The organism is Streptomyces sp. LUP47B (genome assembly GCF_001746295.1).
Taxonomy (GTDB): Bacteria; Actinomycetota; Actinomycetes; order Streptomycetales; family Streptomycetaceae; genus Streptomyces.
Map to the genome: position 1 here is coordinate 631147 of NZ_MJAH01000006.1, position 22096 is coordinate 653242.

At 69.6% G+C, this 22096-nt stretch carries 19 protein-coding genes; 14 read left to right on the forward strand and 5 right to left on the reverse strand.

Translation table 11 applies throughout. The features are described 5' to 3' along the window. Window positions 1-130: 130 nt before the first annotated feature. The 5 genes from BFN33_RS21015 to BFN33_RS21035 all read left to right on the forward strand — a co-directional run bounded on the left by BFN33_RS21015 (window position 131) and on the right by BFN33_RS21035 (window position 6928). Window positions 131-889 (forward strand): NUDIX domain-containing protein, encoded by a 759-nt coding sequence (locus BFN33_RS21015; protein ID WP_069761609.1) that lies wholly within the window; start codon window positions 131-133, stop codon window positions 887-889. Between the two features lie 40 nt (window positions 890-929). Continuing rightward, a complete protein-coding gene (locus BFN33_RS21020) occupies window positions 930-2930 on the forward strand; it encodes an ATP-binding cassette domain-containing protein (RefSeq protein ID WP_069761610.1) in 2001 nt (666 codons plus the stop codon). A gap of 162 nt (window positions 2931-3092) precedes the next feature. Then, window positions 3093-3980, forward strand: a complete 888-nt coding sequence (locus tag BFN33_RS21025; protein ID WP_079140905.1) for a FadR/GntR family transcriptional regulator — start codon at window positions 3093-3095, stop codon at window positions 3978-3980. 427 nt (window positions 3981-4407) lie between these two features. Further along, on the forward strand, window positions 4408-5943 hold the full coding sequence (locus tag BFN33_RS21030) for an RNA polymerase sigma factor (RefSeq protein ID WP_069761890.1): 1536 nt from the start codon (window positions 4408-4410) through the stop codon (window positions 5941-5943). A 121-nt stretch (window positions 5944-6064) separates the two neighbouring features. After that, window positions 6065-6928, forward strand: coding sequence for a serine protease (locus BFN33_RS21035; RefSeq protein ID WP_069761612.1), 864 nt, complete (start codon window positions 6065-6067; stop codon window positions 6926-6928). A 123-nt stretch (window positions 6929-7051) separates the two neighbouring features. Here the strand turns inward: BFN33_RS21035 and BFN33_RS21040 are convergent, their stop codons facing one another. Then, the gene (locus BFN33_RS21040; RefSeq protein WP_057611313.1) at window positions 7052-7282 is read right to left on the reverse strand and encodes a hypothetical protein; all 231 of its coding nucleotides are present in this window, start codon (window positions 7280-7282) and stop codon (window positions 7052-7054) included. A 441-nt stretch (window positions 7283-7723) separates the two neighbouring features. Here BFN33_RS21040 and BFN33_RS21045 point away from each other — a divergent pair, with 441 nt between their 5' ends. The 6 genes from BFN33_RS21045 (at window position 7724) to BFN33_RS21070 (ending at window position 14844) form a co-directional block, all read left to right on the forward strand. After that, the gene (locus tag BFN33_RS21045; RefSeq protein WP_069761613.1) at window positions 7724-9847 is read left to right on the forward strand and encodes a type IIA DNA topoisomerase subunit B; all 2124 of its coding nucleotides are present in this window, start codon (window positions 7724-7726) and stop codon (window positions 9845-9847) included. A gap of 422 nt (window positions 9848-10269) precedes the next feature. Then, window positions 10270-10794, forward strand: coding sequence for a DUF1453 family protein (locus BFN33_RS21050; protein ID WP_069761614.1), 525 nt, complete (start codon window positions 10270-10272; stop codon window positions 10792-10794). Then, entirely contained in the window at window positions 10791-11942 is a 1152-nt protein-coding gene (locus BFN33_RS21055) for a histidine kinase (protein WP_069761615.1), read from the forward strand. The genes BFN33_RS21050 and BFN33_RS21055 overlap by 4 nt, the downstream gene beginning before the upstream one ends. Further along, complete coding sequence (locus BFN33_RS21060) at window positions 11939-12631, forward strand: response regulator transcription factor (RefSeq protein ID WP_069761616.1); 693 nt, start codon at window positions 11939-11941, stop codon at window positions 12629-12631. The genes BFN33_RS21055 and BFN33_RS21060 overlap by 4 nt, the downstream gene beginning before the upstream one ends. A gap of 60 nt (window positions 12632-12691) precedes the next feature. Then, window positions 12692-13255, forward strand: a complete 564-nt coding sequence (locus tag BFN33_RS21065; RefSeq protein WP_069761617.1) for a DUF485 domain-containing protein — start codon at window positions 12692-12694, stop codon at window positions 13253-13255. Then, window positions 13252-14844: a cation acetate symporter gene (locus BFN33_RS21070; RefSeq protein WP_069761618.1), complete on the forward strand. Its 1593-nt coding sequence runs from the start codon at window positions 13252-13254 to the stop codon at window positions 14842-14844. Before BFN33_RS21065 ends, BFN33_RS21070 begins: the two co-directional genes overlap by 4 nt. A 94-nt stretch (window positions 14845-14938) precedes the next feature. On the opposite strand, the gene BFN33_RS21075 is transcribed toward BFN33_RS21070, so the two are convergent. Further along, on the reverse strand, window positions 14939-15631 hold the full coding sequence (locus tag BFN33_RS21075; protein WP_069761619.1) for a response regulator: 693 nt from the start codon (window positions 15629-15631) through the stop codon (window positions 14939-14941). 161 nt (window positions 15632-15792) lie between these two features. On the opposite strand from BFN33_RS21075, the gene BFN33_RS21080 reads away from it, so the two are divergent. The 3 genes from BFN33_RS21080 (at window position 15793) to BFN33_RS21090 (ending at window position 18631) form a co-directional block, all read left to right on the forward strand. Continuing rightward, window positions 15793-16608, forward strand: a complete 816-nt coding sequence (locus BFN33_RS21080) for an ABC transporter ATP-binding protein (RefSeq protein WP_069761620.1) — start codon at window positions 15793-15795, stop codon at window positions 16606-16608. After that, complete coding sequence (locus BFN33_RS21085; protein WP_069761621.1) at window positions 16598-17476, forward strand: ABC transporter permease; 879 nt, start codon at window positions 16598-16600, stop codon at window positions 17474-17476. The genes BFN33_RS21080 and BFN33_RS21085 overlap by 11 nt, the downstream gene beginning before the upstream one ends. Before the next feature lie 84 nt (window positions 17477-17560). Next, a complete protein-coding gene (locus BFN33_RS21090; RefSeq protein ID WP_069761622.1) occupies window positions 17561-18631 on the forward strand; it encodes an ABC transporter substrate-binding protein in 1071 nt (356 codons plus the stop codon). Between the two features lie 6 nt (window positions 18632-18637). On the opposite strand, the gene BFN33_RS21095 is transcribed toward BFN33_RS21090, so the two are convergent. The 3 genes from BFN33_RS21095 to BFN33_RS21105 form a co-directional block, all read right to left on the reverse strand. Further along, window positions 18638-19318, reverse strand: a complete 681-nt coding sequence (locus BFN33_RS21095; protein WP_069761623.1) for a response regulator — start codon at window positions 19316-19318, stop codon at window positions 18638-18640. Next, entirely contained in the window at window positions 19318-20985 is a 1668-nt protein-coding gene (locus tag BFN33_RS21100) for a sensor histidine kinase (protein WP_069761624.1), read from the reverse strand. Before BFN33_RS21100 ends, BFN33_RS21095 begins: the two co-directional genes overlap by 1 nt. A gap of 130 nt (window positions 20986-21115) precedes the next feature. Continuing rightward, window positions 21116-22045: a sucrase ferredoxin gene (locus tag BFN33_RS21105; protein ID WP_069761625.1), complete on the reverse strand. Its 930-nt coding sequence runs from the start codon at window positions 22043-22045 to the stop codon at window positions 21116-21118. Between the last annotated feature and the right edge of the window lie 51 nt (window positions 22046-22096).

Sequence of the window (22096 nt, forward strand, 5' to 3'; positions counted from 1 at the left end):
CCTCGGACGACGCCCCTCCAGCAAGGGCCGGGCGCAGGGGGCCGGACCTGTGCGGAGCCAGAGTGGATCAGGTACTGATGCGGCCGACGAAGGGAGTGTTTATCGTCAGGCAGACGACTATGATCGCCGCATGCCCTACGACCCGTCAGCCTTTCCGCCCTTCGCCGTCACCGTGGACCTGGTCGTGCTGACCGTGCGCCGCCACGCCCTGTGTGCGCTCGCGGTGCGCAGGGGTGAGCCGCCGTTCCAGGGACGCTGGGCACTTCCCGGCGGTTTCGTACGGGCCGACGAGGATCTGTCGCAGGCCGCGGCCCGTGAGCTGGCCGAGGAGACCGGGCTGCGCGCACATGACCCGGCCGTCCCCGTCCAGGACAACGGAGCACACCTGGAACAGCTCGCGACCTACGGCGACCCCAAGCGCGATCCCCGGATGCGGGTAGTGAGCGTCGCCCATCTCGCCCTCGCCCCCGACCTGCCCGCCCCACGAGCCGGCGGTGACGCCAGCAACGCGCGGTGGGCGCCCGTCGAGGAGCTGTTGCAGCAGGGCGGTTACGGCCGAGACGGGGAACCGGTCGCGCCGCTCGCCTTCGACCATGCGCAGATCCTGTCGGACGGAGTGGAACGGGCCCGCTCGAAGATCGAGTACTCGTCGCTGGCCACCGCGTTCTGCCCGTCCGAGTTCACCGTGGGCGAGCTGCGCCGCGTGTACGAGGCGGTCTGGGGCGTGGCTCTGGACCCGCGCAACTTCCACCGCAAGGTGACGGGCACACCAGGGTTCCTGGTCCCCACCGGGGGCACCACCACGCGACAGGGCGGCCGCCCTGCCCAGCTCTTCCGGGCAGGCGGCGCCACTCTTCTCAACCCTCCAATGCTGCGCCCCGAAGTGTGATAGCCCCAAAAACCGGACATAACGCGCTATCTTGCTACGGGTGATCCAGGCCTTCGGACTGACCAGCAACTCCCGCAAGGACTTCCCGCCCGCGGTCGACGATGTGTCCTTCGAAGCCCGTGCGGGCCGCGTCACCGCGCTTCTCGGAGCGACGGGGGCGGGCAAGACGACGGCGCTCAGACTGATGCTCGAACTCCAACAGGGTCGTGGCCTCACCTACTTCAGGGGCCGCCCGCTGCATCGCATCGCGCATCCCTCGCGCGAGGTCGGCGTCCTCATGGGCGATGTGCCCGGCCATCCCGCGCGCACGGTCCGCGGCCATCTGCGCATGCTGTGCGCCGCAGCCGGCGTCCCGGTCCGGCGCGCCGACGAAGTGCTCGAAGTGGTGGGCCTCGTCAGCCTGCGCGACGAGCGGCTCGGCACCCTGTCGCGCGGCATGGATCGCCGCCTGGGCCTGGCCTGCGCCCTGTTGCCGGAACCCCACACGCTCGTCCTGGACGACCCCGCCGACGGGCTCTCCACGCGCGAGAGCCACTGGCTGCACGGCATGCTGCGAGCGCACGCCGCTCGGGGAGGCTCGGTCCTGTTCACCACGTCCGAGCCCAAAGAGGCCGCGTGCGCCTCAGATCACGTCATCACCCTCGATCAAGGCCGACTCGTCGCGGACCAGGAGGCCACGGAGTTCGCCCGCACCAGACTGCGCCCCCGCGTGGCCGTCCGTACCCCCCACGCCGCCCGCCTCGCCGCCCTGCTCGCCAAGGAGGCCCGCACGGCGCACCGATCCGTCGAAGTCGTCAGAGAAGGCGGCAACCGTCTGTCCGTGTACGGCAGTACATGTGCCGACGTCGGTGAGACGGCTTTCCGCCACGGCGTCCTGGTTCACCAACTCGCCGATGAGATCGGGGACATGGGGCCCGGTGCGGGTCTTTTTCCGGGCGAGGCCGCAGAAGCGGCCGAGGACCCGCGGGCGGGGGTCACGGGATCGGAGACCGGCGAGTTCCTCGGTGACGGGGCTCCTGGGGTGGCCGCGTCGGAAATGCCAGGCGGTCCAGGTGCGCACGACGACTTCGCACAGAGCGGCTCACACATGCACGGTGCCCAGGTGGTGCCCGCAGACCCGAAAGCGGACGCCGACCGGGCGCCCGGCAGCAGTCGGGACACCCACAGCGGCCCGGCTGAGGAAAGCGATCACGCCGCTCTGAGCCCCACCGCAGCCCCCAGGGCCCCCGGCCCCCTGGCCCCCCTCCCGCCCCCGATCTCCGTCAGGTCCGCGCCCAGTCCCCTGCGCCCCCTGCGCTACGAGCTGCGCCGCGCGGCTGGGATCGGCACCGGGTTCCTCACCGGCGCCGCCGTACTCGTCACGTCCGCCCTCACCGCCGTACTGCTGGCACGGATCGGTCACACTCCGCAGGCGCGGCTGCTGGCCGCATGGCCGAGGGAGCTGCCGCTGCCGCCCGCGGCGCTCGGGGCGGGGCTGCTCGGCGCGCTCGCGTTCGGTGACGAGTTCCGCCACCCTGCCCTGGCCGCGGACCGCGGAACCGTCCCCCGCCGACTGGGGCTGCTCACCGCGAAACTCGTCGTCGCCGCCGGCACCGCGCTGGCGCTTGCCATTCTCGTGGTGGGCTGCGACGCCGAAGTGCTCTATCTCGTCTACGGACGGGAACTCACAGAAGTTCCAGCCGACTGGTTTTCGCTGAGCGCCAGTTGGTTCGGGCTCGTGGTCGGGTGCGCCTGGGCAGGTGTTCTGGCCGCCGGCATCTTCCGGTCCACCACGGCCGGGCTCGCCGCGGTGGTTGCCGTGCCGATTCTCGTCGTACCTCTCGTGCGGAAAGCGCTGGGCGAGGGATCCGTGCGGGCGGCGGCCGGACTTCCCGCGCGGCTGCGCGAGGTTCTCCTGCTGCAGTGGCCCTTCGGCGGAGAGCGCTATCTGGCCGGAGTGGTGCGCGTGGTCGCCCAACCCGTGGGCGGCGCGCTGACGTTGTCGCTGACCGCCCTGCTGTGCGCATATCTGCTCACGGCCCTGCGGAGCAGGGTCCGATGACGACCTTCCGGGCGCTTCCGGTCCCGACCTGCGCACAATTTCCCGATGAAAGCGCATTTCTTTCCGATAAGGCGTCAATTGCGACGGTGTGAGCGATCACCCTTTCGTGTGCTTTTCACCAAAGACCTCAAGGGAGTTGGAGGCAACGCCGACAAAGGATCCGTGAGTACCCTTGCGCACACCATGATGACCGCCGCCCGCTCCGCCGATTCCGGTCTGGCCGGCCCGGGCGAACTCGACCGCTACCCCTACGCCGAGGCCCCGGCCGCCGGCCGCGTCGGAGCCTCCATCTGGGACGGCTCGGACCCGGAACTGGGCCGCGTGGGCCGGCGGGCCGCAGGCAGCCGCGGGCGCGGACTGCACGGCCAACTCGTCCAGCAGCTGGGTCAGATGATCGTCTCCGGTGACCTGGGAGCCGACCGGCCGCTGGTACCCGAGGAGATCGGCCAGCGTTTCGAGGTGTCCCGCACCGTTGTCCGTGAGTCGCTCCGCGTCCTGGAGGCCAAGGGCCTGGTCAGCGCCCGCCCGAACGTCGGCACGCGCGTGCGTCCCGTCAGCGACTGGAACCTCCTTGACCCGGACATCATCGAGTGGCGGGCCTTCGGGCCGCAGCGCGACGACCAGCGCCGTGAGCTGAGCGAACTGCGCTGGACGATCGAGCCGCTCGCCGCGCGCCTGGCCGCGGGGCACGGCCGTGCGGACGTCCAGCAGCGTCTCGGCGACATGGTCGAGATCATGGGGCACGCCCTGAGCCAGGGTGACGCGCTCACCTTCTCCCGTGCCGACGCCGAGTTCCACTCCCTGCTCATCCAGCTCGCGGGCAACCGCATGCTGGAGCATCTTTCCGGGATCGTGTCCGCTGCCCTTCAGGTCTCCGGCGGTCCGGTCACCGGCTGTGACCGACCGAACGAGTCGTCGCTCGCCCACCACGGTCGGATCGCCGACGCCCTCGCCGCCAGCGACGGTGCGGCGGCCGAAGCGGCCATGCGCCAACTGCTCGCCGTCCATCCTGAGGTGGAGCGCGTGGTGCCGGCGCCGCGCGAGCACTGACCGCACACCGCGGGCAGTAGGGCCGAGGATGTCTTCCCTCCAGTGGTGTCGTTCGGCCGCCGAACCGCCTCCGTCGGACCCCGCAGGTCCCTCCGGGGATCCTGCGGGGTCCGATCGGCGCGGCGTGGTGACGGCACTCGGGGCGCCGCTGGTCGGGACGGGCCCGTGACCTCGTCTGTCCATGTCTGACCATTTTTGGCTGCTTACGGGGTGTGACTCGGGCCACGCAGATTGGGCGTAACGCTCGCGGGAACAGCGCGATGACCTAAGAGGTGACAGCCGCGGAGGGAATACGGACGCCGTTTCAGGCGCTGTGCATCTTCCCGGCCCCCCGCCCGCGCCGTCGGCCACTCCCAGGCCGATGGTCGGCTCCTGTCCGCCGTGGACGGGGCCGGAAGCCGTTTTCCAACGTTCCGAGAGGTTGTTCGTGTCGGCCAGCACATCCCGTACGCTCCCGCCGGAGATCGCCGAGTCCGTCTCTGTCATGGCTCTCATTGAGCGGGGAAAGGCTGAGGGGCAGATCGCCGGCGACGACGTGCGTCGGGCCTTCGAAGCTGACCAGATTCCGGCCACTCAGTGGAAGAACGTACTGCGCAGCCTCAACCAGATCCTCGAGGAAGAGGGTGTGACGCTGATGGTCAGTGCCGCGGAGCCAAAGCGCACCCGAAAGAGCGTCGCAGCGAAGAGTCCGGCCAAGCGCACCGCCACCAAGACGGTCGCGGCGAAGGCGGTGACCACGAAGAAGGCCACCGCCACCGCCACCCCGGCGGAGCCTGCCGCCGAAGCCTCCGTCGAGGACGAGGCGCCCGTGAAGAAGGCCGTAGCCAAGAAGACGACGACCGCGAAGAAGGCGGTCGCCAAGAAGACGGTCGCCAAGAAGACGGCGGCCAAGAAGACGACCTCCGGCAAGGACGACGCCGAGGTCGCCGAGGACGAGGTCCTCGAAGAGATCAAGCCCGGTGAAGAGGAAGAGGAGGGGGCCGAGAACAAGGGCTTCGTCCTCTCCGACGACGACGAGGACGACGCGCCGGCCCAGCAGGTCGCCGTTGCCGGTGCCACCGCCGACCCGGTCAAGGACTACCTCAAGCAGATCGGCAAGGTCCCGCTGCTCAACGCCGAGCAGGAGGTCGAGCTCGCCAAGCGCATCGAGGCCGGTCTGTTCGCCGAGGACAAGCTGGCCAACGCCGACAAGCTCGCCCCGAAGCTCAAGCGCGAGCTGGAGATCATCGCCGAGGACGGCCGCCGCGCCAAGAACCACCTCCTGGAGGCCAACCTCCGACTGGTGGTCTCCCTGGCCAAGCGCTACACCGGCCGCGGCATGCTGTTCCTGGACCTCATCCAGGAGGGCAACCTCGGTCTGATCCGCGCGGTCGAGAAGTTCGACTACACCAAGGGCTACAAGTTCTCCACGTACGCCACCTGGTGGATCCGTCAGGCGATCACCCGCGCGATGGCCGACCAGGCCCGCACCATCCGTATCCCGGTGCACATGGTCGAGGTCATCAACAAGCTCGCGCGCGTGCAGCGCCAGATGCTCCAGGACCTGGGCCGCGAGCCCACCCCGGAGGAGCTGGCCAAGGAACTCGACATGACCCCCGAGAAGGTCATCGAGGTCCAGAAGTACGGCCGCGAGCCCATCTCGCTGCACACCCCGCTGGGCGAGGACGGAGACAGCGAGTTCGGTGACCTCATCGAGGACTCCGAGGCCGTCGTCCCGGCCGACGCGGTCAGCTTCACGCTCCTCCAGGAGCAGCTGCACTCGGTCCTCGACACCCTGTCCGAGCGCGAGGCGGGTGTCGTCTCGATGCGCTTCGGTCTCACCGACGGTCAGCCGAAGACCCTCGACGAGATCGGCAAGGTGTACGGCGTCACGCGCGAGCGCATCCGCCAGATCGAGTCGAAGACCATGTCGAAGCTGCGTCACCCGTCGCGTTCGCAGGTGCTGCGCGACTACCTCGACTAGGTCGCAGTCGTACGACACCGAAGGCCCGGTCCCCCGTCAGGGGCCGGGCCTTCGTGCTGCGCGCGCAGGCGCCCTGCATGACTCTGGGTTTCCGATCACCACCCCGGAGTGAGGAGCATGCATGCGTCACCTCATTGCCCGGTCGTTGGCCCGGCCGCTGATTCTGGCGGCCGTGGCGGCGGCCATACCGCTGGCGTCGGCCGCCCCCGTGGCCGCCGACAGCATCGTCGTCGGGGGATTCCCCGTCGACGTGTCCAAGGCGCCCTGGACGGTCGCCCTGTCCAGCCGTGACCGGTTCGGAGGTACGCGCGCCGGGCAGTTCTGTGGCGGTGTCGCCGTCGGTCCGACCACGGTGCTCACGGCGGCCCACTGCATGGGCGAGGACGTCCTGGGGGCGCCGCCGGAGCAGGTGAGTGACTTCCGTGTCATCGCGGGCCGTACGGATCTGCTCTCGGACCAGGGGGTGGAGATCGCCGTACGTGAGGTCCGGGTGAATCCGGCCTACGACCCGCAGAGCAACGCGGGTGACTTCGCCGTCCTCACGCTCGCCGAGCCGCTGCCGCAGGGCGCGGTCATCGCCATGGCGGCCGCCGGCGATCCGGCGTACGCGCCGGGAACCCTTGCCACGGTCTACGGCTGGGGCGACGTCACGGGCGGGGGTGACTACGCGCGCCGTCTGCGGGCGGCACAGGTGCAGCTGATGTCCGACGCGAGCTGTGGGGAGGCTTATCCGAGTGGCGGCGACGGCACCTATCTCGCCGACACGATGCTGTGCGCCGGGGAGGAGCGGGGTGGTCGTGACGCCTGCCAGGGGGACAGCGGGGGACCGCTGGTCGCCCAGGGCAAGCTGGTCGGGCTGGTCTCCTGGGGCAGCGGCTGTGGACGAGCGGGCCAGCCCGGTGTCTATACCCGTGTGTCCGAAGTCATGCGGACGCTGGACCGGGACGGCCGCACCGCGGCCGACGGACGCCACGGCACCGCGTGACAAGACCTCGGGGGCGCTGAGCGCCCTCGCAGAACCATGAGCAAGGGCGGCTGTCCCTGGGAACAGGGGCAGCCGCCCTCATACCGGCCTGTGCCGGAGCTGGCTCGTCGTGGACGCGAAGTGTCAGCGCTCTTCTTCTGATACGGATGCCGGAACAGACGTGAGTCGCTCCGTCTCGTCCTGTATCTCAGCGGCGATCTTCTTGAGTTCCGGCTCGAACTTGCGACCATGGTGGGCGCAGAAGAGCAGTTCTCCGCCGCTGAGCAGGACGACGCGCACGTACGCCTGGGCGCCGCAGCGGTCGCAGCGGTCAGCGGCCGTCAGCGGGCTCGCGGGGGTCAGAACAGTAGTCACGTCGCCTCTTCTCTAGCTCGACGAGCTGTCGTACCAGGGTCAACATCCAACCAGCCCCAAAACGTTCCCGCTCGGGGCTTCACCCAGAGAGAAATTTTCCGGGCGGCCGGCTGCTGCCGGTTTGGCGGCGAATGTGCCGTATTGCGTGTCTATGTGTCTTACGGTTTCGCACTGTCGGTCAAGGTCGGTCCTCCGGCTGGGTTGCCGGTTGTTCATGAGGACGTGCCCGGAGCCTAAATGGTTCATGCCTGTAAGGGAACGTGATATGTACTTCACCCCATCGAGGGATCGAACAGGTATGCGACCCTGGACTACTCTGGGTTTCCGCACGAGGGTTGCGTTACAACGGCTCTACCAGGCCTCGGTACCCTCATGGCGGCTACCGATGCCGCGCCCTTACCCAGAAGGGCCCCAACTGAAATTCAGCGAGGAGCGAACCGCGTGACCGCCGAAACGTCCGTGCCGTCCACAGCTCTGCTGGCAGGAGCAGACCGGGACGGTTCCAACTACACCGCGCGGCACCTGCTCGTCCTCGAGGGGCTCGAGGCCGTACGCAAGCGCCCGGGTATGTACATCGGCTCGACCGACAGCCGTGGCCTGATGCACTGTCTGTGGGAGATCATCGACAACTCCGTCGACGAAGCCCTGGGCGAGTACTGCGACCACATCGAGGTGATCCTCCACGACGACGCCTCCGTGGAGGTCCGGGACAACGGCCGGGGCATCCCGGTCGACGTCGAGCCCAAGACCGGCCTGTCCGGTGTAGAGGTCGTCATGACCAAGCTGCACGCCGGCGGCAAGTTCGGCGGCGGCTCGTACGCCGCCTCCGGCGGTCTGCACGGCGTGGGCGCCTCCGTGGTGAACGCCCTGTCCGCGCGGCTGGACGTCGAGGTGGACCGTGGTGGCCACACCCATGCGATCAGCTTCCGGCGCGGCGTGCCGGGTGCCTTCGCGGCGAACGGCGCCGATGCCAAGTTCGAGGCAGCGAGCGGCCTGCGCAAGACCAAGAGGATCCCCAAGACCCGGACCGGTACGCGCGTGCGGTACTGGGCCGACCGGCAGATCTTCCTCAAGGACGCCAAGCTCTCCCTGGAGAACCTCCACCAGCGCGCTCGTCAGACCGCGTTCCTGGTGCCGGGCCTGACCATCGTCGTCCGCGACGAGTACGGCCTCGGCGAGGGCGGCAGCAAGGGTGAGGAGTCCTTCCGCTTCGACGGCGGCATCAGCGAGTTCTGCGAGTACCTGGCCGCCGACAAGCCGGTCAACGACGTCCTCCGCTTCTCCGGCCAGGGCACGTTCAAGGAGACCGTCCCGGTCCTCGACGACCATGGTCAGATGACGCCCACCGAGGTCACCCGAGAGCTCGGTGTGGATGTAGCGATGCGGTGGGGGACGGGCTACGACACCACCCTGAAGTCGTTCGTCAACATCATCGCCACGCCCAAGGGTGGCACCCATGTCGCCGGCTTCGAACAGGCCGTCGCCAAGACGATGAACGAGGTGCTGCGCGCCAAGAAGCTGCTGCGCGTCGCCGAGGACGACATCGTCAAGGACGACGCGCTCGAGGGCCTGACGGCGGTCGTCACCGTCCGCCTCGCGGAGCCGCAGTTCGAGGGTCAGACCAAGGAGGTCCTCGGTACTTCGGCGGCCCGCCGCATTGTGAACACCGTGATCTCGAAGGAGCTCAAGGCGTTCCTCACGTCGACGAAGCGGGACGACGCGGCCCAGGCCCGGGTCGTCATGGAGAAGGCGGTCGCCGCCGCGCGCACGCGTATCGCGGCCCGTCAGCACAAGGACGCACAGCGCCGGAAGACGGCCCTGGAGTCGTCCTCGCTGCCCGCAAAGCTCGCCGACTGCCGAAGCGACGACGTCGACCGCAGCGAGCTGTTCATCGTCGAGGGTGACTCCGCGCTCGGCACGGCTAAGCTCGCCCGGAACTCCGAGTTCCAGGCGCTGCTGCCCATCCGCGGCAAGATCCTCAACGTCCAGAAGTCGTCCGTCACGGACATGCTCAAGAACGTCGAGTGCGGTGCGATCATCCAGGTCATAGGAGCAGGCTCCGGCCGGACCTTCGACATCGACGCCGCCCGCTACGGCAAGATCATCATGATGACCGACGCCGACGTCGACGGCTCTCACATCCGGTGCCTGCTTTTGACGCTGTTCCAGCGCTACATGCGGCCCATGGTCGAGGCGGGCCGGGTGTTCGCCGCGGTGCCGCCGCTGCACCGCATCGAGCTCGTCCAGCCGAAGAAGGGGCAGGACAAGTACGTCTACACGTACTCCGACCGTGAGCTGCGCGAGAAGCTGCTGGAGTTCCAGAGCAAGGGGGTCCGGTACAAGGACTCCATCCAGCGGTACAAGGGTCTGGGTGAGATGGACGCCGATCAGCTGGCCGAGACGACGATGGATCCGCGGCACCGGACTCTGCGTCGGATCAACCTCGCCGACCTGGAGGCCGCGGAGCAGGTCTTCGATCTGCTGATGGGCAATGACGTGGCGCCGCGGAAGGAGTTCATCTCCGGGTCGGCGGCGACCCTTGATCGGTCGCGTATCGACGCGTAGTCGCTGTGCTGGGGTGCCGGCCGAGGCCGGTTCTGCAACCGGGCCTCGGCCGGCACCCCCAGGTGGTCTCCCTCGCCCCCTCCGCTGTCGGCGCGGCTTTCGCGGTGGGGAATGAGCCCCTCTTTGCGGAAGGCCCCGCGGGCGGAGGCTGCAGCGTGACTTGCTTCAGGCTGGCCGCTTCAGATTTGCGGCTGCGAAATCGGCTCCTGTCGGCCCGGCATCCCGGGTCGGGCGGTGTGGCCGGATGGTTCCACTCAAGGCTGTGGGCCGGCCTCTCCACCCGTGGGTGGACGGTCGGGGTGGCTGGGGATCCACCTGTGATCCACCCCTGCTCCGATCTCCCGACCTGCGTATTTCCGTAGCTTCGAAGGTGTCGGCGGCGTCCGCTGCCGGCAGACCCTTCCTCGCTCACGGAGGCTGTGATGTCCGGGCTCGTCGACGCGTTGCTGATCGTGGTCGCGGTGGTCGTGGTGATCGCCCGGCAGTTCCGGGCGAGCCGGATCGACGCCGGGCGGCGCTGGTGGCTGTTGCCCGCCGTCCTCGCCGTCGTGGCACTTCGCGAGCAGGGGCTGGTGGATGCCCATCACCGCATGGCATCGGTAGCCCTGCTCACCGCCGAGCTGCTCACCGGCCTCGTCATCGGGGCCGGCTGGGCCTGGACGACCCGTATATGGACGGAGCCGGACGGCGCGGTGTGGAGCAGGAGCACCAAGGCGAGCGGGGCCGTCTGGGCCCTCGGTATCGGACTGCGCGTCGGCCTCTTCGCGCTCGGCGCGGTGCTCGGTGTCCATCAGGACCCTTCCGCGCTGCTGCTCGCCCTGGCGGCCACCCTGCTCGTGCGCTCCGGAATCCTCGTCGGGCGAGCGCACTCGCTGCGCCCTGTCGCCGCGCCCGCCCCGGCGTACGGTGAGCCCATGTTCCGGTCCACGGGGAAGGAACGCGTGTGACGGACAATGCCTGGACCCGCTGGCCCTCGCGGGAGGCGCTCGGGCGTGAGGCCACCATGCGTCCTCGGCGCCTGCTCGGCTGGGTCACGCGCTCGCTGGTGCTCGCCGTGCTCCTATGGGGCGTTTTCAACAGCAGCCATGTACGGGGCTGGGGCGTACTCGGCGCAGTGGCGGGAGTCCTCCTGTCCGCGGTCGTCGCCTGGGCGCTCTTCCGCACCACTCTGGAGCACCGGCTCTGGCCCTCCCTGGCGCTCTATGGTGTTCTCCTGACGATCGCGGTCGCTGCCCAGGCCGCCGACTTCAAGGTCGTCGCCCTCGTCCTGTGGTGCGGCTGCGCCATCACCGCTCTGGAACGGCTGCCCATCGCCGCCGCCCTGCCCGTGACCGTGATCGCCCTGGCCCTCTACGCCGCCGTCAACGACGACGCGTGGCTGACCACCCTTGCCACGACGGCGGGGCTTGCCCTGGCCGGCTACGTTCTGCGGCTGGACGCCGAGGCCCGCGGCAACGCGCAGCGACTGCTCAACCAGGAGCGGGCCGCGCGGGCGGCCGAGGCGGAGTCGGCGGCACTCGCGGAGCGGGCCCGTATCGCTCGGGAGATTCACGACGTGCTGGCCCACAGTCTCTCGGCCCAGCTCGTGCACCTGGAGGCGGCCCGGCTGCTGATCGAGGGCGGCGCGGACCGGGATCAGATCCTCGAAAGGGTGGTCGCGGCCCGGGGCATGGCGCGTGACGGTCTGGCGGAGACCCGGCAGGCGTTGTCGGCTCTGCGGGGGGACCTGACCCCGCTGGAGGAATTCCTGACCCAGCTCGTCGGGACCGCCGACGGAGCCGAGACCACCGTTTCGGGTGAGCGCAGACCGTTGCCGGCCGAGGCGTCGCAGGCCGTGCGCAGGGTCGCGCAGGAGGCCCTGACCAATGTCCGTAAGCACGCGCCGGGAGCCAAGATCCGGGTGTGGCTGGAGTACGGCGAGGACCGGGTGATGCTGGTCGTGCGGGACTCGGGCGGTTCGCCGGGTGAACTCACCTCCACCGGAGGCGGGTACGGTCTGCTGGGGATGCGGGAGCGCGCCGAACTGCTGGGCGGTTCGCTGGACGCCGGGCCGGACGACGAAGGGTTCGTGGTGACGTTGAAGGTGCCGGTATGACGGAGGGGACGGAGTCGAAGCCCGCGCGGGTGGTGGTCGCGGACGACCAGACCGTGGTGCGCGAAGGCATCGTGATGCTGCTCGGCCTGCTGCCCGGAATCGAAGTGGTGGGCGCGGCCGGGGACGGCGAGGAGGCGGTGGAGCTCGTCGCGGAACTCGCCCCGGACGTGGTGCTGATGGACCTGCGCATGCCTCGTTGTGACGGGGTGGAGGCGACTCGGAGGATCCGCGCCGAGCACCCCGGGACGCAGGTCGTGGTGCTGACGACGTTCGCGGACGACGAGTCGCTGTTTCCCGCGCTCAAGGCGGGGGCCCGCGGCTATCTCACCAAGGACGCGGGAGGTGACGAGATCGTGCGGGCCGTGCGGAGCGTGCTCTCCGGGGACGCCGGACTGTCGCCGAGCATCCAGCGTCGTTTGCTGGAGCGGCTGTCTGACCCCGAGCCACCGCAGCCGGTGGCCGCGGAGGCACCCGACGGGCTCACCGCACGGGAGGTCGAAGTGCTGGCGCTGATCGCAGAGGGACTGAGCAACCAGGAGATCGCCCGAAGACTGCATGTCTCCACCGCCACGGTGAAGACCCACATCAACAACCTCTTCGCCAAGACGGGAATCAAGGACCGTGCGCAGGCGGTGCGTTACGCCTTTGCGAAGGGCCTAGTACGGCCACCTATGGGAGGGGTCACCTAATGGGGTGAAGAGGGTGGGGAAGAAGAGTCAGGGATCTTCCCGTTCTGTCCATCCTTGGGCATGCAGTCAAGCAACGCTCGTCCCCGCGGAAGCGGGGGTGATGCCGAGAGTTCGGCCGAGAACCACGACGGCCACGATGTGGCCAGCACTGAGGCGTCCGCCGGTGTGCGGTACGACGACCCCTGGTACGACGCGCTCGCCTCAGGCTGGGGCGAGACGGGCGGTGACGGTACATCCGTGGGCCCGGCTGCGACGGCGCGCGCGGAGCGCGAGGGCCGCGACGCCGCGGCGGCCGACGTCTACCTCGAAGTGCAGCGCAGCGCGGCCTTTCAGGAAGTGCGCAGCCGGTACCGGAGGTTCGTGGTGCCCGCGGGCATCGGGTTCTTCGCGTGGTACGTGGCCTATGTCGTGGCAGCGACGAGCGCGCCGGGACTGATGGCGCGGCCGGTCGCCGGCGCGGTGAACGTGGCGATGCTCGCGGGACTCGGGCAGTTCCTCACGACCTTCCTGCTGACCTGGGCCTACGCCCGGCATGCGAGGCTGCGCCGGGACCGGGCCGCGCTGGAACTGCGGTGGGACACCCAGGAACTGACCCGCACGGCACGGGGCGGTGCGTCGTCGTGACGGGGAATCACCAGACCCTGGCGCTGCTGCTGTTCAGCGCGTTCGTCGCGGTCACGCTGGGGATCACGACGTGGGTGAGCCGCCACCGGCACGGTTCGGCGGAGGAGTTCTACGCGGGCGGGCGGTTGTTCTCGCCGATGGAGAATGGTTTTGCCATCGCGGGTGACTACATGTCGGCCGCGTCCTTCCTCGGTATCTCCGGGCTCATCGCGCTCTTCGGGTACGACGGGATGCTCTACTCGGTGGGCTTCCTCGTAGCCTGGCTGGTGGTGCTCTTCCTCGTCGCCGAACTGGTGCGGAACTGCGGGCGGTTCACGCTCGCCGACGTGGTCGCCGCGCGGATGAGCGAGCGGCCGGTGCGGATCGCGGCGGGGACTTCCTCGGTCACCGTGTCCGTTCTGTACCTGGTGGCGCAGATGGTGGGCGCGGGCAGCCTGGTCGCACTGCTGCTCGGAGGCACCAGCGAGGCGGCCCAGTCCTGGACCGTCATCGCCGTGGGGGCGCTCATGGTGATCTACGTGTCCCTGGGAGGGATGCGGGCGACCACCTGGATCCAGATCGTGAAGGCGGTCCTGCTGCTCTGCGGGACCATCGCGTTGACCGTGCTCGTGCTGGTGCGGTTCCACGGCGACTTCGACGAACTCCTGCTCACGGCGGCGGAGCGCAGCGGTCACGGTCAGTCGTTCCTGGCACCCGGTCTGAAGTACGGCGGGGACTGGACCGCCCGCCTCGACTTCATCAGCCTGGGACTCGCCCTCGTGCTCGGTACGGCGGGTCTGCCGCACATCCTGTCCCGCTTCTACACCGTGCCCACGGCACGCGCCGCACGGCGGTCGGTGGTCTGGTCGATCGGGCTCATCGGCGGTTTCTACCTGATGACGATCGTCCTCGGGTTCGGTGCCGCGGCGATCGTGGGGCCCGAAGCGGTACGGGGATCGAACGCCGCGGGGAACACCGCGGTTCCCCTTCTGGCCCTCGACCTGGGCGGCGGTGCCGGCTCCACGGGAGGAACGGTTCTGTTCGCGATCGTCGCCGCCGTCGCCTTCGCCACGATCCTCGCCGTCGTCGCCGGCATCACGCTCGCCTCCTCGGCCTCCGTCGCCCATGACCTGTACGCCTCACTGCGGCGCCGGCGGGCCAAGCCGCGCAGTGAGGTGGCCGTGGCCAGGACCGCCGCCGTCGCGATCGGCGTGGTCGCGATCGCTCTCGGCCTGCTGGCCCGCGATCTCAACGTCGCTTTCCTGGTGGGCCTCGCCTTCGCCGTCGCTGCGTCCGCGAATCTGCCGGTGCTGCTCTACTCGCTGTTCTGGCGCGGGTTCACCACCCGGGGCGCCGTCTGGTCCGTCTACGGCGGACTCCTGCCGGCCATGGCCCTGGTGCTGCTGTCGCCCGTGGTGTCCGGCAGCCCCGAGTCGCTCTTTCCCGACGTCGACTTCCAGTACTTCCCGCTGCAGAACCCCGGTCTGGTCTCCATCCCGCTGGGCTTCGTCGCGGGCTGGCTCGGCACGGTCACCTCGGCGGAGGTCGCGGACGAGGCCAGGCACGCGGAGACCGAGGTGCGGTCGCTCACGGGAGCGGGGGCCGTGTAGGAGCGGCGACCGTGAGCGGGCGGCGACCTCGTCGTCGTACGTCATGGGTCTTCGTCGTACGACTTCTGCCGGCGAGGCCTTTCGTGGCGTACGGCTATGGCGCCACCCATGCGTAGCGGTGCTCCGGCCGCCCCGTGTCGCCGTATCTGAGGGACAGGCGGAGGCGGCCGGCCTGTTCCAGATGGCGGAGGTAGCGCTGGGCCGTGGAGCGGCTCAGGCCCGTCTCGGCGGCGACCTCGTGGGCCGACAGTGGGTGGTCGGCGTGGTGCAGGACGCGGCAGATGAGGTCTGTCGTCGGCTCTGAGTGGCCGCTGGGCAGGCCCGGGGACGGCGGAACCGGGGTGGTGCGCAGGGCGCTGAAGATCCTGTCGACCTGCTCCTGGCCGGCGATGCCGCGGCCGCCGACCCGGTCGACGGTGCGGCGCAGGGCCGCGTAGGAGTCCAGCCGGGTGCGCAGGGCCGCGAAGGTGAAGGGTTTGACCAGGTAGTGGAGGGCGCCCAGGCGCATAGCGGCCTGGACGGTCGTCACGTCCCCGGCTGCCGTGATCATGATGACGTCGGTGCCATGGCCCTGTTCCCGCATGCGGTGGACGAGTTCGAGACCCGTCTGGTCGGGCAGGTAGTGGTCGAGCAGGACCAGATCGATGGTCCCGCGCTGCACGCTGGCCAGCGCCTGGGCAGCGCTGTGGGCGCGAGCGGCCACCCGGAAACCGGGCACCTTTCCCACGTACTTGGCGTTGATCTCGGCGACACGGAAGTCGTCGTCCACGACCAGGACGTCAATCATCGGGCCTCTTTCCCTCAAGGCCTGGCGGGCGTCACGCCCGTGTTTCGGCTTCGTTGTTGTAGCGCGCGCAAAACGAGCACAACAGGCTGTTGCAAGCAAAAGAACGGCATGTGCCCAGAAGACTGATGCCGTGGCGCAGGCCACATCTACCGTCCCCGGCCATGAGCGCAGACACCAGCCCCGCCATCGAGCTGCGGGGCGCGAGCAAGACATTCCGGACCCCGTCGGGGGGTCTGCATACGGCTGTCAGGGGACTTGACCTCACCGTGGGACGTGGGGAGTTCGTGGCGGTCGTCGGGCCCACGGGCTGCGGCAAGTCGACCACGTTGACGCTGGTCAGCGGGTTGGAAGAGCCGTCCGAGGGGGAGGTGCTGGTTGTCGGGGAGCCGGTCCGCGCAGTCGGGGAAAAGGTCGGTTTCGTCTTCCAGCAGGACGCCACCTTCCCGTGGCGCACGGTCCTGGCCAATGTCATGGCAGGCCCCCGTTTCCGGGGTGTGCCCAAGGCGGAGGCCAAGCGGAATGCCCGGGAGTGGCTGGCCCGGGTCGGGCTCGCGGCCTTCGAGGACCGCTACCCCCACCAGCTCTCCGGGGGCCAGCGCAAGCGCGTGGCGCTCGCCGCGACCTTCGTCAACGACCCCGAGATCCTGCTCATGGACGAGCCGTTCTCCGCGCTCGACGTGCAGACGCGGGCTCTGATGTCGGACGAACTCCTCGAACTGTGGGAGGGCACGGGCGCCTCCGTCGTCTTCGTCACCCACGACCTGGAGGAGTCCATCGCGCTGGCCGACAAGGTCGTGGTGATGACGGCCGGGCCCGCCACCGTCAAGCAGATCTTCGACATCGACCTGCCACGGCCGCGCAAGGTCGAGTCGGTGCGCCTGGAGCCGCGGTTCATCGAGATCTACCGCGAGATCTGGGAGTCCCTCGGTGAAGAGGTCCGCATCACCCGGGAGAGGGGCGCCGCCCATGTCGCCTGACATCATGCCCGAGGCCCAGCTCGCGCCGGCCATGACCGAGCCCGGCAACAAGACGGACCGCGCACATTCACGCGCGCGTGCCGTCCGCAGACGCCGGATCGTCGTCGCCGTGTCCCGCGTGCTGCTCCTGGTGGCCGTTCTCGGCCTGTGGGAGTTGCTCTCCCGGGCCGAGGTCATCGATCCTTTCAACTTCTCCATGCCCTCGAAGATCTGGGACCAGATCTGGACGTGGGTGACGCACGGGACCGCGCTCGGTTCGTTGGGCGAGCAGATCTGGTACACGCTGTACGAGGCGCTGCTGGGCTGGGTCGTCGGCGTGGTGGCCGGTGTGGTCTTCGGCATTGCGCTGGGGCGGATCACCTTGCTCGCCGACGTGCTTGGTCCATACATCAAGGTGCTCAACTCGATACCGAGGATTGTCCTTGCACCCATCTTCGTGATCTGGTTCGGACTCGGACCGGCCTCCAAGGTGGCCTCGGCCGTTGTCCTGGTCTTCTTCCCGGTCTTCTTCAACGCCTTCCAGGGCGCCCGCGAGGTCGACCGCAACCTGGTCGCCAACGCCCGCATCCTCGGCGCGAGCGACCGCAGGGTGACGCTTCAGGTCGTCATCCCGTCCGCGACCTCGTGGATCTTCACCAGCCTGCACGTCAGCTTCGGCTTCGCCCTCATCGGCGCGATCGTCGGTGAATACATCGGCGCGACCAAGGGCATCGGCCTGCTCGTCGCGCAGTCCCAGGGCACCTTCAACGCGGCCGGTGTGTACGCCGCGATGGTCATCCTCGCCGTTGTCGCCCTCCTCGCCGAAGGGCTGCTCACCTTCGCCGAGCGCCGCATCTTCCGCTGGAAGCCGGCGAGTTCCGACAGCTGAGGCCTTCCACGGCAGCCTCCCGATCCTCAGCCCAACCCCGGCTCAGCCCTTCCCCGCACCGCCCCTCACAAGGACGTGAACCCCATGCGCAAGACCGCCAGATACACCTCCCTGGCCGCCGCCGGCCTGCTCGCCCTCTCCTCGCTCACCGCCTGTGCCAACGACGCTTCCGGCACGGCGTCGGCCGAGGCGGGCAGCAAGGGTGACGGCAAGGGGACCAAGGTCAAGATCATGGTCGGTGGCCTCGACAAGGTCATCTACCTGCCCGCGATGCTCACCCAGCGGCTCGGCTACTTCGACTCCGAGGGACTCGACGTGGAGCTGCTGAGCGAGCCCGCCGGCGTCCAGGCCGAGACCGCGCTCGTCTCCGGCCAGGTCCAGGGGGCCGTCGGCTTCTACGACCACACGCTCGACCTGCAGGTCAAGGGCAAGGACGTGGAGTCGGTCGTGCAGTTCTCGCACGCGCCCGGTGAGGTGGAGATCGTCTCCAACAAGGCGGCGGGGGACATCACCTCGGCCAAGGACTTCAAGGGCAAGAAGCTCGGCGTCACGGGCCTCGGCTCCTCGACCGACTTCCTCACCAAGTACCTCGCCGTCAAGAACGGCGTGAAGGTCAGTGAGTTCACGCCGGTCGCCGTCGGCGCGGGGCCGACCTTCATCTCGGCGCTCCAGCAGGGCTCGATCGACGGAGGTATGACGACCGACCCGACCGTCGCGACGATCCTGGACAAGAAGGCCGGAAAGATCCTTCTGGACATGCGCACGCCCCAGGGCTCGGACGAGGCACTCGGCGGACCGTATCCGTCGTCAAGCCTGTACATGCAGACGGACTGGGTCAACGGTCACAAGGAGACCGTCCAGAAGTTGGCCAATGCATTCGTCAAGACGCTCAACTGGATGTCCACCCACAGCGCGACCCAGATCGCCGACAAGATGCCCGCCGACTACTCGCAGGGCAACAAGCTGCTGTACGCGGTGGCCATCAAGAACACGCTGCCGATGTTCACCAAGGACGGCGTGATGCCCGAGAACGGTCCCGAGACCGTCGAGAAGGTCCTCAAGGCGTTCAACCCCAACATCCAGAACGCCGACGTCGACCTCGACAAGACGTACACCACGGAGTTCGTCAAGAAGGCCGCGCAGAACGCCGGCTGAGCCTCCTCACGCGCGGGTCGCCCACACGTAACGGTGTTCCGGGCGGCCCGCGTCACCGTACTTGAGAGTGAGCCTGGCCCGTCCCGTGCGCTCCAGAAGCTTCAGATAGCGCTGGGCGGTCTGCCGGCTCACCCCCGTCCGGTCGGCGATCTCCTGGGCCGACAGCGGCCCCTCGGCGTTCATCAGGGATCTGCGGACGAGTTCCACCGTGGTGGGGGAGTGTCCCTTGGGCAGCTCGGGCTCCCCGGGCGTGGACAGCGCGCCGAAGATGCGGTCGACCTCCGCCTGTTCCGCCTCGCCCCCGCCGTCCAGGGTGCGCCGCAGCTCGGCGTACGCCTCCAGCCTGGCCTTGAGACCCGCGAAGGCGAACGGCTTGACCAGGTACTGCAGCGCGCCGTGCCGCATCGCCGCCTGTACGGTCGTCACGTCCCGCGCCGCCGTCACCATGATCACGTCGGTCTGGTGGCCACGTCGGCGCATCTCCTGGACGACCGCCAGACCCGTCTCGTCGGGCAGGTAGTGGTCCATCAGCACCAGGTCCACGTGGGGCAGTGCCTCCAGTTGCCGCAGCGCGTCCGCCGCGGTGTGCGCCTCTCCGGCCACATGGAAGCCGGGCACCTTCTCGACGTAGGCGGCGTTGACGCGTGCCACGCGGGTGTCGTCGTCCACGACCAGCACCTCGATCATCACGATGCCTCCTCGGTGGCGGCCCGCTGGGCGGGCGGCGCGGTGAGCGCCGGTTGCGGCTCGGCCAGTGCCTCGGGCAGCACGACGGTGAACTCCGCGCCTCCGCCGTCGGCATCTGCGACGGCCGCGCTGCCGCCCTGACGCTCGGCGAGCTTGCGTACGAGGGAGAGCCCGAGGCCGCGCCCCCGGTGCGCAGGAGGCTCCTTGGTCGACCAGCCCTCGGTGAAGACGAGTTCCCGCTGGTCCACCGGGACTCCTGGCCCGGTGTCCCGCACCCTGAGGACGGCGGTACGGCCCTCTGTGCGCAGTTCGACCTCCACGCGTGCGTGCAGGGCGCCGGCGGCGGCGTCCAGGGCGTTGTCCACGAGGTTGCCGACGATCGTGACCAGCCCGCTCGGATCGACCAGCCGGTCCGGCAGCCGGGTCCGGTCGGAGACCCACAGGGCGACACCGCGCTCCGCCGCGACGGTCGCCTTGCCCACCAGCAGCGCGGCGAGCAGCGGATCCTCGATCTTCTCGGTGACCTGCTCCGCGGTGGCCCGGTGGTCGCCGACGACCTCTCCGACGAACTCCACGGCGTCGTCGTACATCTCCAGCTCCAGCAGCCCTAGGAGCGTGTGCATCCGGTTGGCGTGCTCGTGGTCCTGCGCGCGCAGGGCGTCGATCAGACCGTGGGTCGAGTCGAGCTCCCGGCCGAGCTGCTCCAGTTCGGTGCGGTCGCGCAGGGTGGCGACGGCACCTCCGTCGTCGGTGGGCATGCGGTTGGCGACCAGCACCCGCTGGCCGCGGACGGTGATCAGATCGGTGCCCGTCACCCGTCCGGCCAGGACGTCGGCGGTACGGCCGTCCCCCAGGGCCTCGTCGGGGGGCCGGCCGACGGCCTCGTCCCCGATGCTCAGCAGCCGGCGGGCCTCGTCGTTGAGCAGCCGGATGCGCCCGGTGCGATCCAGGGCGACGACGCCTTCGCGGATGCCGTGCAGCATGGCCTCGCGCTCGGCGAGGAGGGCGGAGATATCGGAGAAGGCCAGGTCACGAGTCTGTCGCTGGACTCTCCGGGAGATCAGCCAGGCTGCCAGCGCGCCGACGGCGAGGGCCCCGCCGGCGTAGGCGAACAGCCCCGGGATCGCGTGGATCAGCCGGGCGCGCACGCTGTCGTAGGCGATGCCGACGGAGACCGCTCCGACGATCTTGTGTTCGTTGTCGTACAGGGGCACCTTGCCGCGGGCGGTGCGGCCCAGGGTGCCGCTGTCGATCTGCATGATCTCCTTGCCTGCCAGGGCCTGGCCCGGGTCGGTCGAGACGATCCTGCCGACCTCGCTGCGAGTGGGGTGCGACCAGCGGACGCCCCGCCAGTCCATCACCACGACGTATTCGGCCCCGGTCGCCCTGCGGATCCGCTCGGCCTCCCGCTGGACGGGGCCGGTGGGCAGTGGGGGCGTGTCCGTGACCTGCTCGGCGATCTGTGACTCGGCGGCGGTGGTCTGGGCGATGGCGAGGGCCCGGCGCATCGCCTGGTCGTCGAGCTGGTTGCTCAGAGGCGCGAGGAACAGACCGGTCGCGAGCACCGCGACTCCCGCGGCGATCGCCAGCTGCATCAGGAGAACCTGCGAGAACACCCGGCGGGGCAGCCCGAGGCGCAGGCGGCGGGCGGGGGGAGTGCGGCTCATACCGAAGACGGTACGTGGAGGTGCCCGATCCGCCGCAGGGGGTGTGACATGGATTTCTTGATCAATGCGTGGACGGGCCCGCGGGCCCGGTCAGCTCGCCGGCGCTACTGACGTCCTCAGCTCGTGCACGCTACGACGTCCTCAGCTCGTGCACCGCCACGACGTCCATCCGCGCGGGTGAGCCGAGCGCCGACGCACCGCAGCTCTCCGGACGGGGCGGCAGGGACGCGGTCTGGGCCACGAGGACGCTCCAGTGGCGGCCGTCGGCGTGTGCGACGGTCACCTCCCAGTGCGGGGCGGCGCCGTCCGTTCGTACGACCGTCAGCGCCTCCGCCGCGTGTTCGCGCACCGCTGTGCGCACGGCCAGCTCGGCCGCCTGGCCGGGACGTTCCCAGGCGGAGCTGCCGCGGCACCCCTCGACCACGATGCGGCCCTCCTGGACGCTGTGCAGGACTTCCTTGACGGCATGGGCCTCGGCGCGGCCGTAGGCATAGCCGTACGGCAGAACGAGCAGCGTCGGGGAGAACCGGTGACCACCCAGATGGGTGACCTCCCAGGCGCCCTCGACGCCCGAGGCGGCCAGTTCCGCGGCGAGCGGGCGGCCGAGGAGCGCGCAGCAGCGGTCCCGCTTGCCGTTGGTGCAGACGAGCGCGAGGGGATCGCCGGTGTGGGGGCGCCCGCCGAGCACGGAGTCGAAGGTGGCGTGTTCGCCCCTGCCGAGCGCGGCGAAGTCCAGGTCGAGCAGGTCCCGCGGATCGCGGGTGGTCGCACCGCGCAGCCATACGTTGCCGGGCACGGTGTGGGCGGCGTACACCTGCCGGGTGGTGGGTCTTCCGCTGTCTGCGTGCCGTCCGGGACGCCGGATCAGCGCGATCCGCACGCGCGTGTCGTGCGCCGCGGCCTCCAGGGCGCGGCCCAGGGCGGGGTCCAGGTGGCTCGAAGTGAGCGCCTTGGCGCCCCAGGGACCGGACTGTTCCAGCAGCAGCCAGGTCCGCGCGGTGGCCGCGGTTCCGGAAACGGGCTCGTCGAGGTCGTGCGAGACCGTTGAACAGGTACTCACAGAGGTGAGCCTAACCTGACTTGCGGCGCGACGACTTCCGGCCGTGCCGCT

What these genes read in the sequence shown, in the direction of transcription:
- BFN33_RS21015 (WP_069761609.1), top strand. Translation starts at nt 131, where the DNA reads ATGCCCTACGACCCGTCAGCCTTTCCGCCCTTCGCCGTCACCGTGGAC.
- BFN33_RS21095 (WP_069761623.1), bottom strand. Translation starts at nt 19,318, where the DNA reads ATGATCGAGGTGCTGGTCGTGGACGACGACACCCGCGTGGCACGCGTC.
- BFN33_RS21035 (WP_069761612.1), top strand. Translation starts at nt 6,065, where the DNA reads ATGCGTCACCTCATTGCCCGGTCGTTGGCCCGGCCGCTGATTCTGGCG.
- BFN33_RS21065 (WP_069761617.1), top strand. Translation starts at nt 12,692, where the DNA reads ATGCAGTCAAGCAACGCTCGTCCCCGCGGAAGCGGGGGTGATGCCGAG.
- BFN33_RS21060 (WP_069761616.1), top strand. Translation starts at nt 11,939, where the DNA reads ATGACGGAGGGGACGGAGTCGAAGCCCGCGCGGGTGGTGGTCGCGGAC.
- BFN33_RS21080 (WP_069761620.1), top strand. Translation starts at nt 15,793, where the DNA reads ATGAGCGCAGACACCAGCCCCGCCATCGAGCTGCGGGGCGCGAGCAAG.
- BFN33_RS21085 (WP_069761621.1), top strand. Translation starts at nt 16,598, where the DNA reads ATGTCGCCTGACATCATGCCCGAGGCCCAGCTCGCGCCGGCCATGACC.
- BFN33_RS21075 (WP_069761619.1), bottom strand. Translation starts at nt 15,631, where the DNA reads ATGATTGACGTCCTGGTCGTGGACGACGACTTCCGTGTCGCCGAGATC.
- BFN33_RS21100 (WP_069761624.1), bottom strand. Translation starts at nt 20,985, where the DNA reads ATGAGCCGCACTCCCCCCGCCCGCCGCCTGCGCCTCGGGCTGCCCCGC.
- BFN33_RS21050 (WP_069761614.1), top strand. Translation starts at nt 10,270, where the DNA reads ATGTCCGGGCTCGTCGACGCGTTGCTGATCGTGGTCGCGGTGGTCGTG.
- BFN33_RS21090 (WP_069761622.1), top strand. Translation starts at nt 17,561, where the DNA reads ATGCGCAAGACCGCCAGATACACCTCCCTGGCCGCCGCCGGCCTGCTC.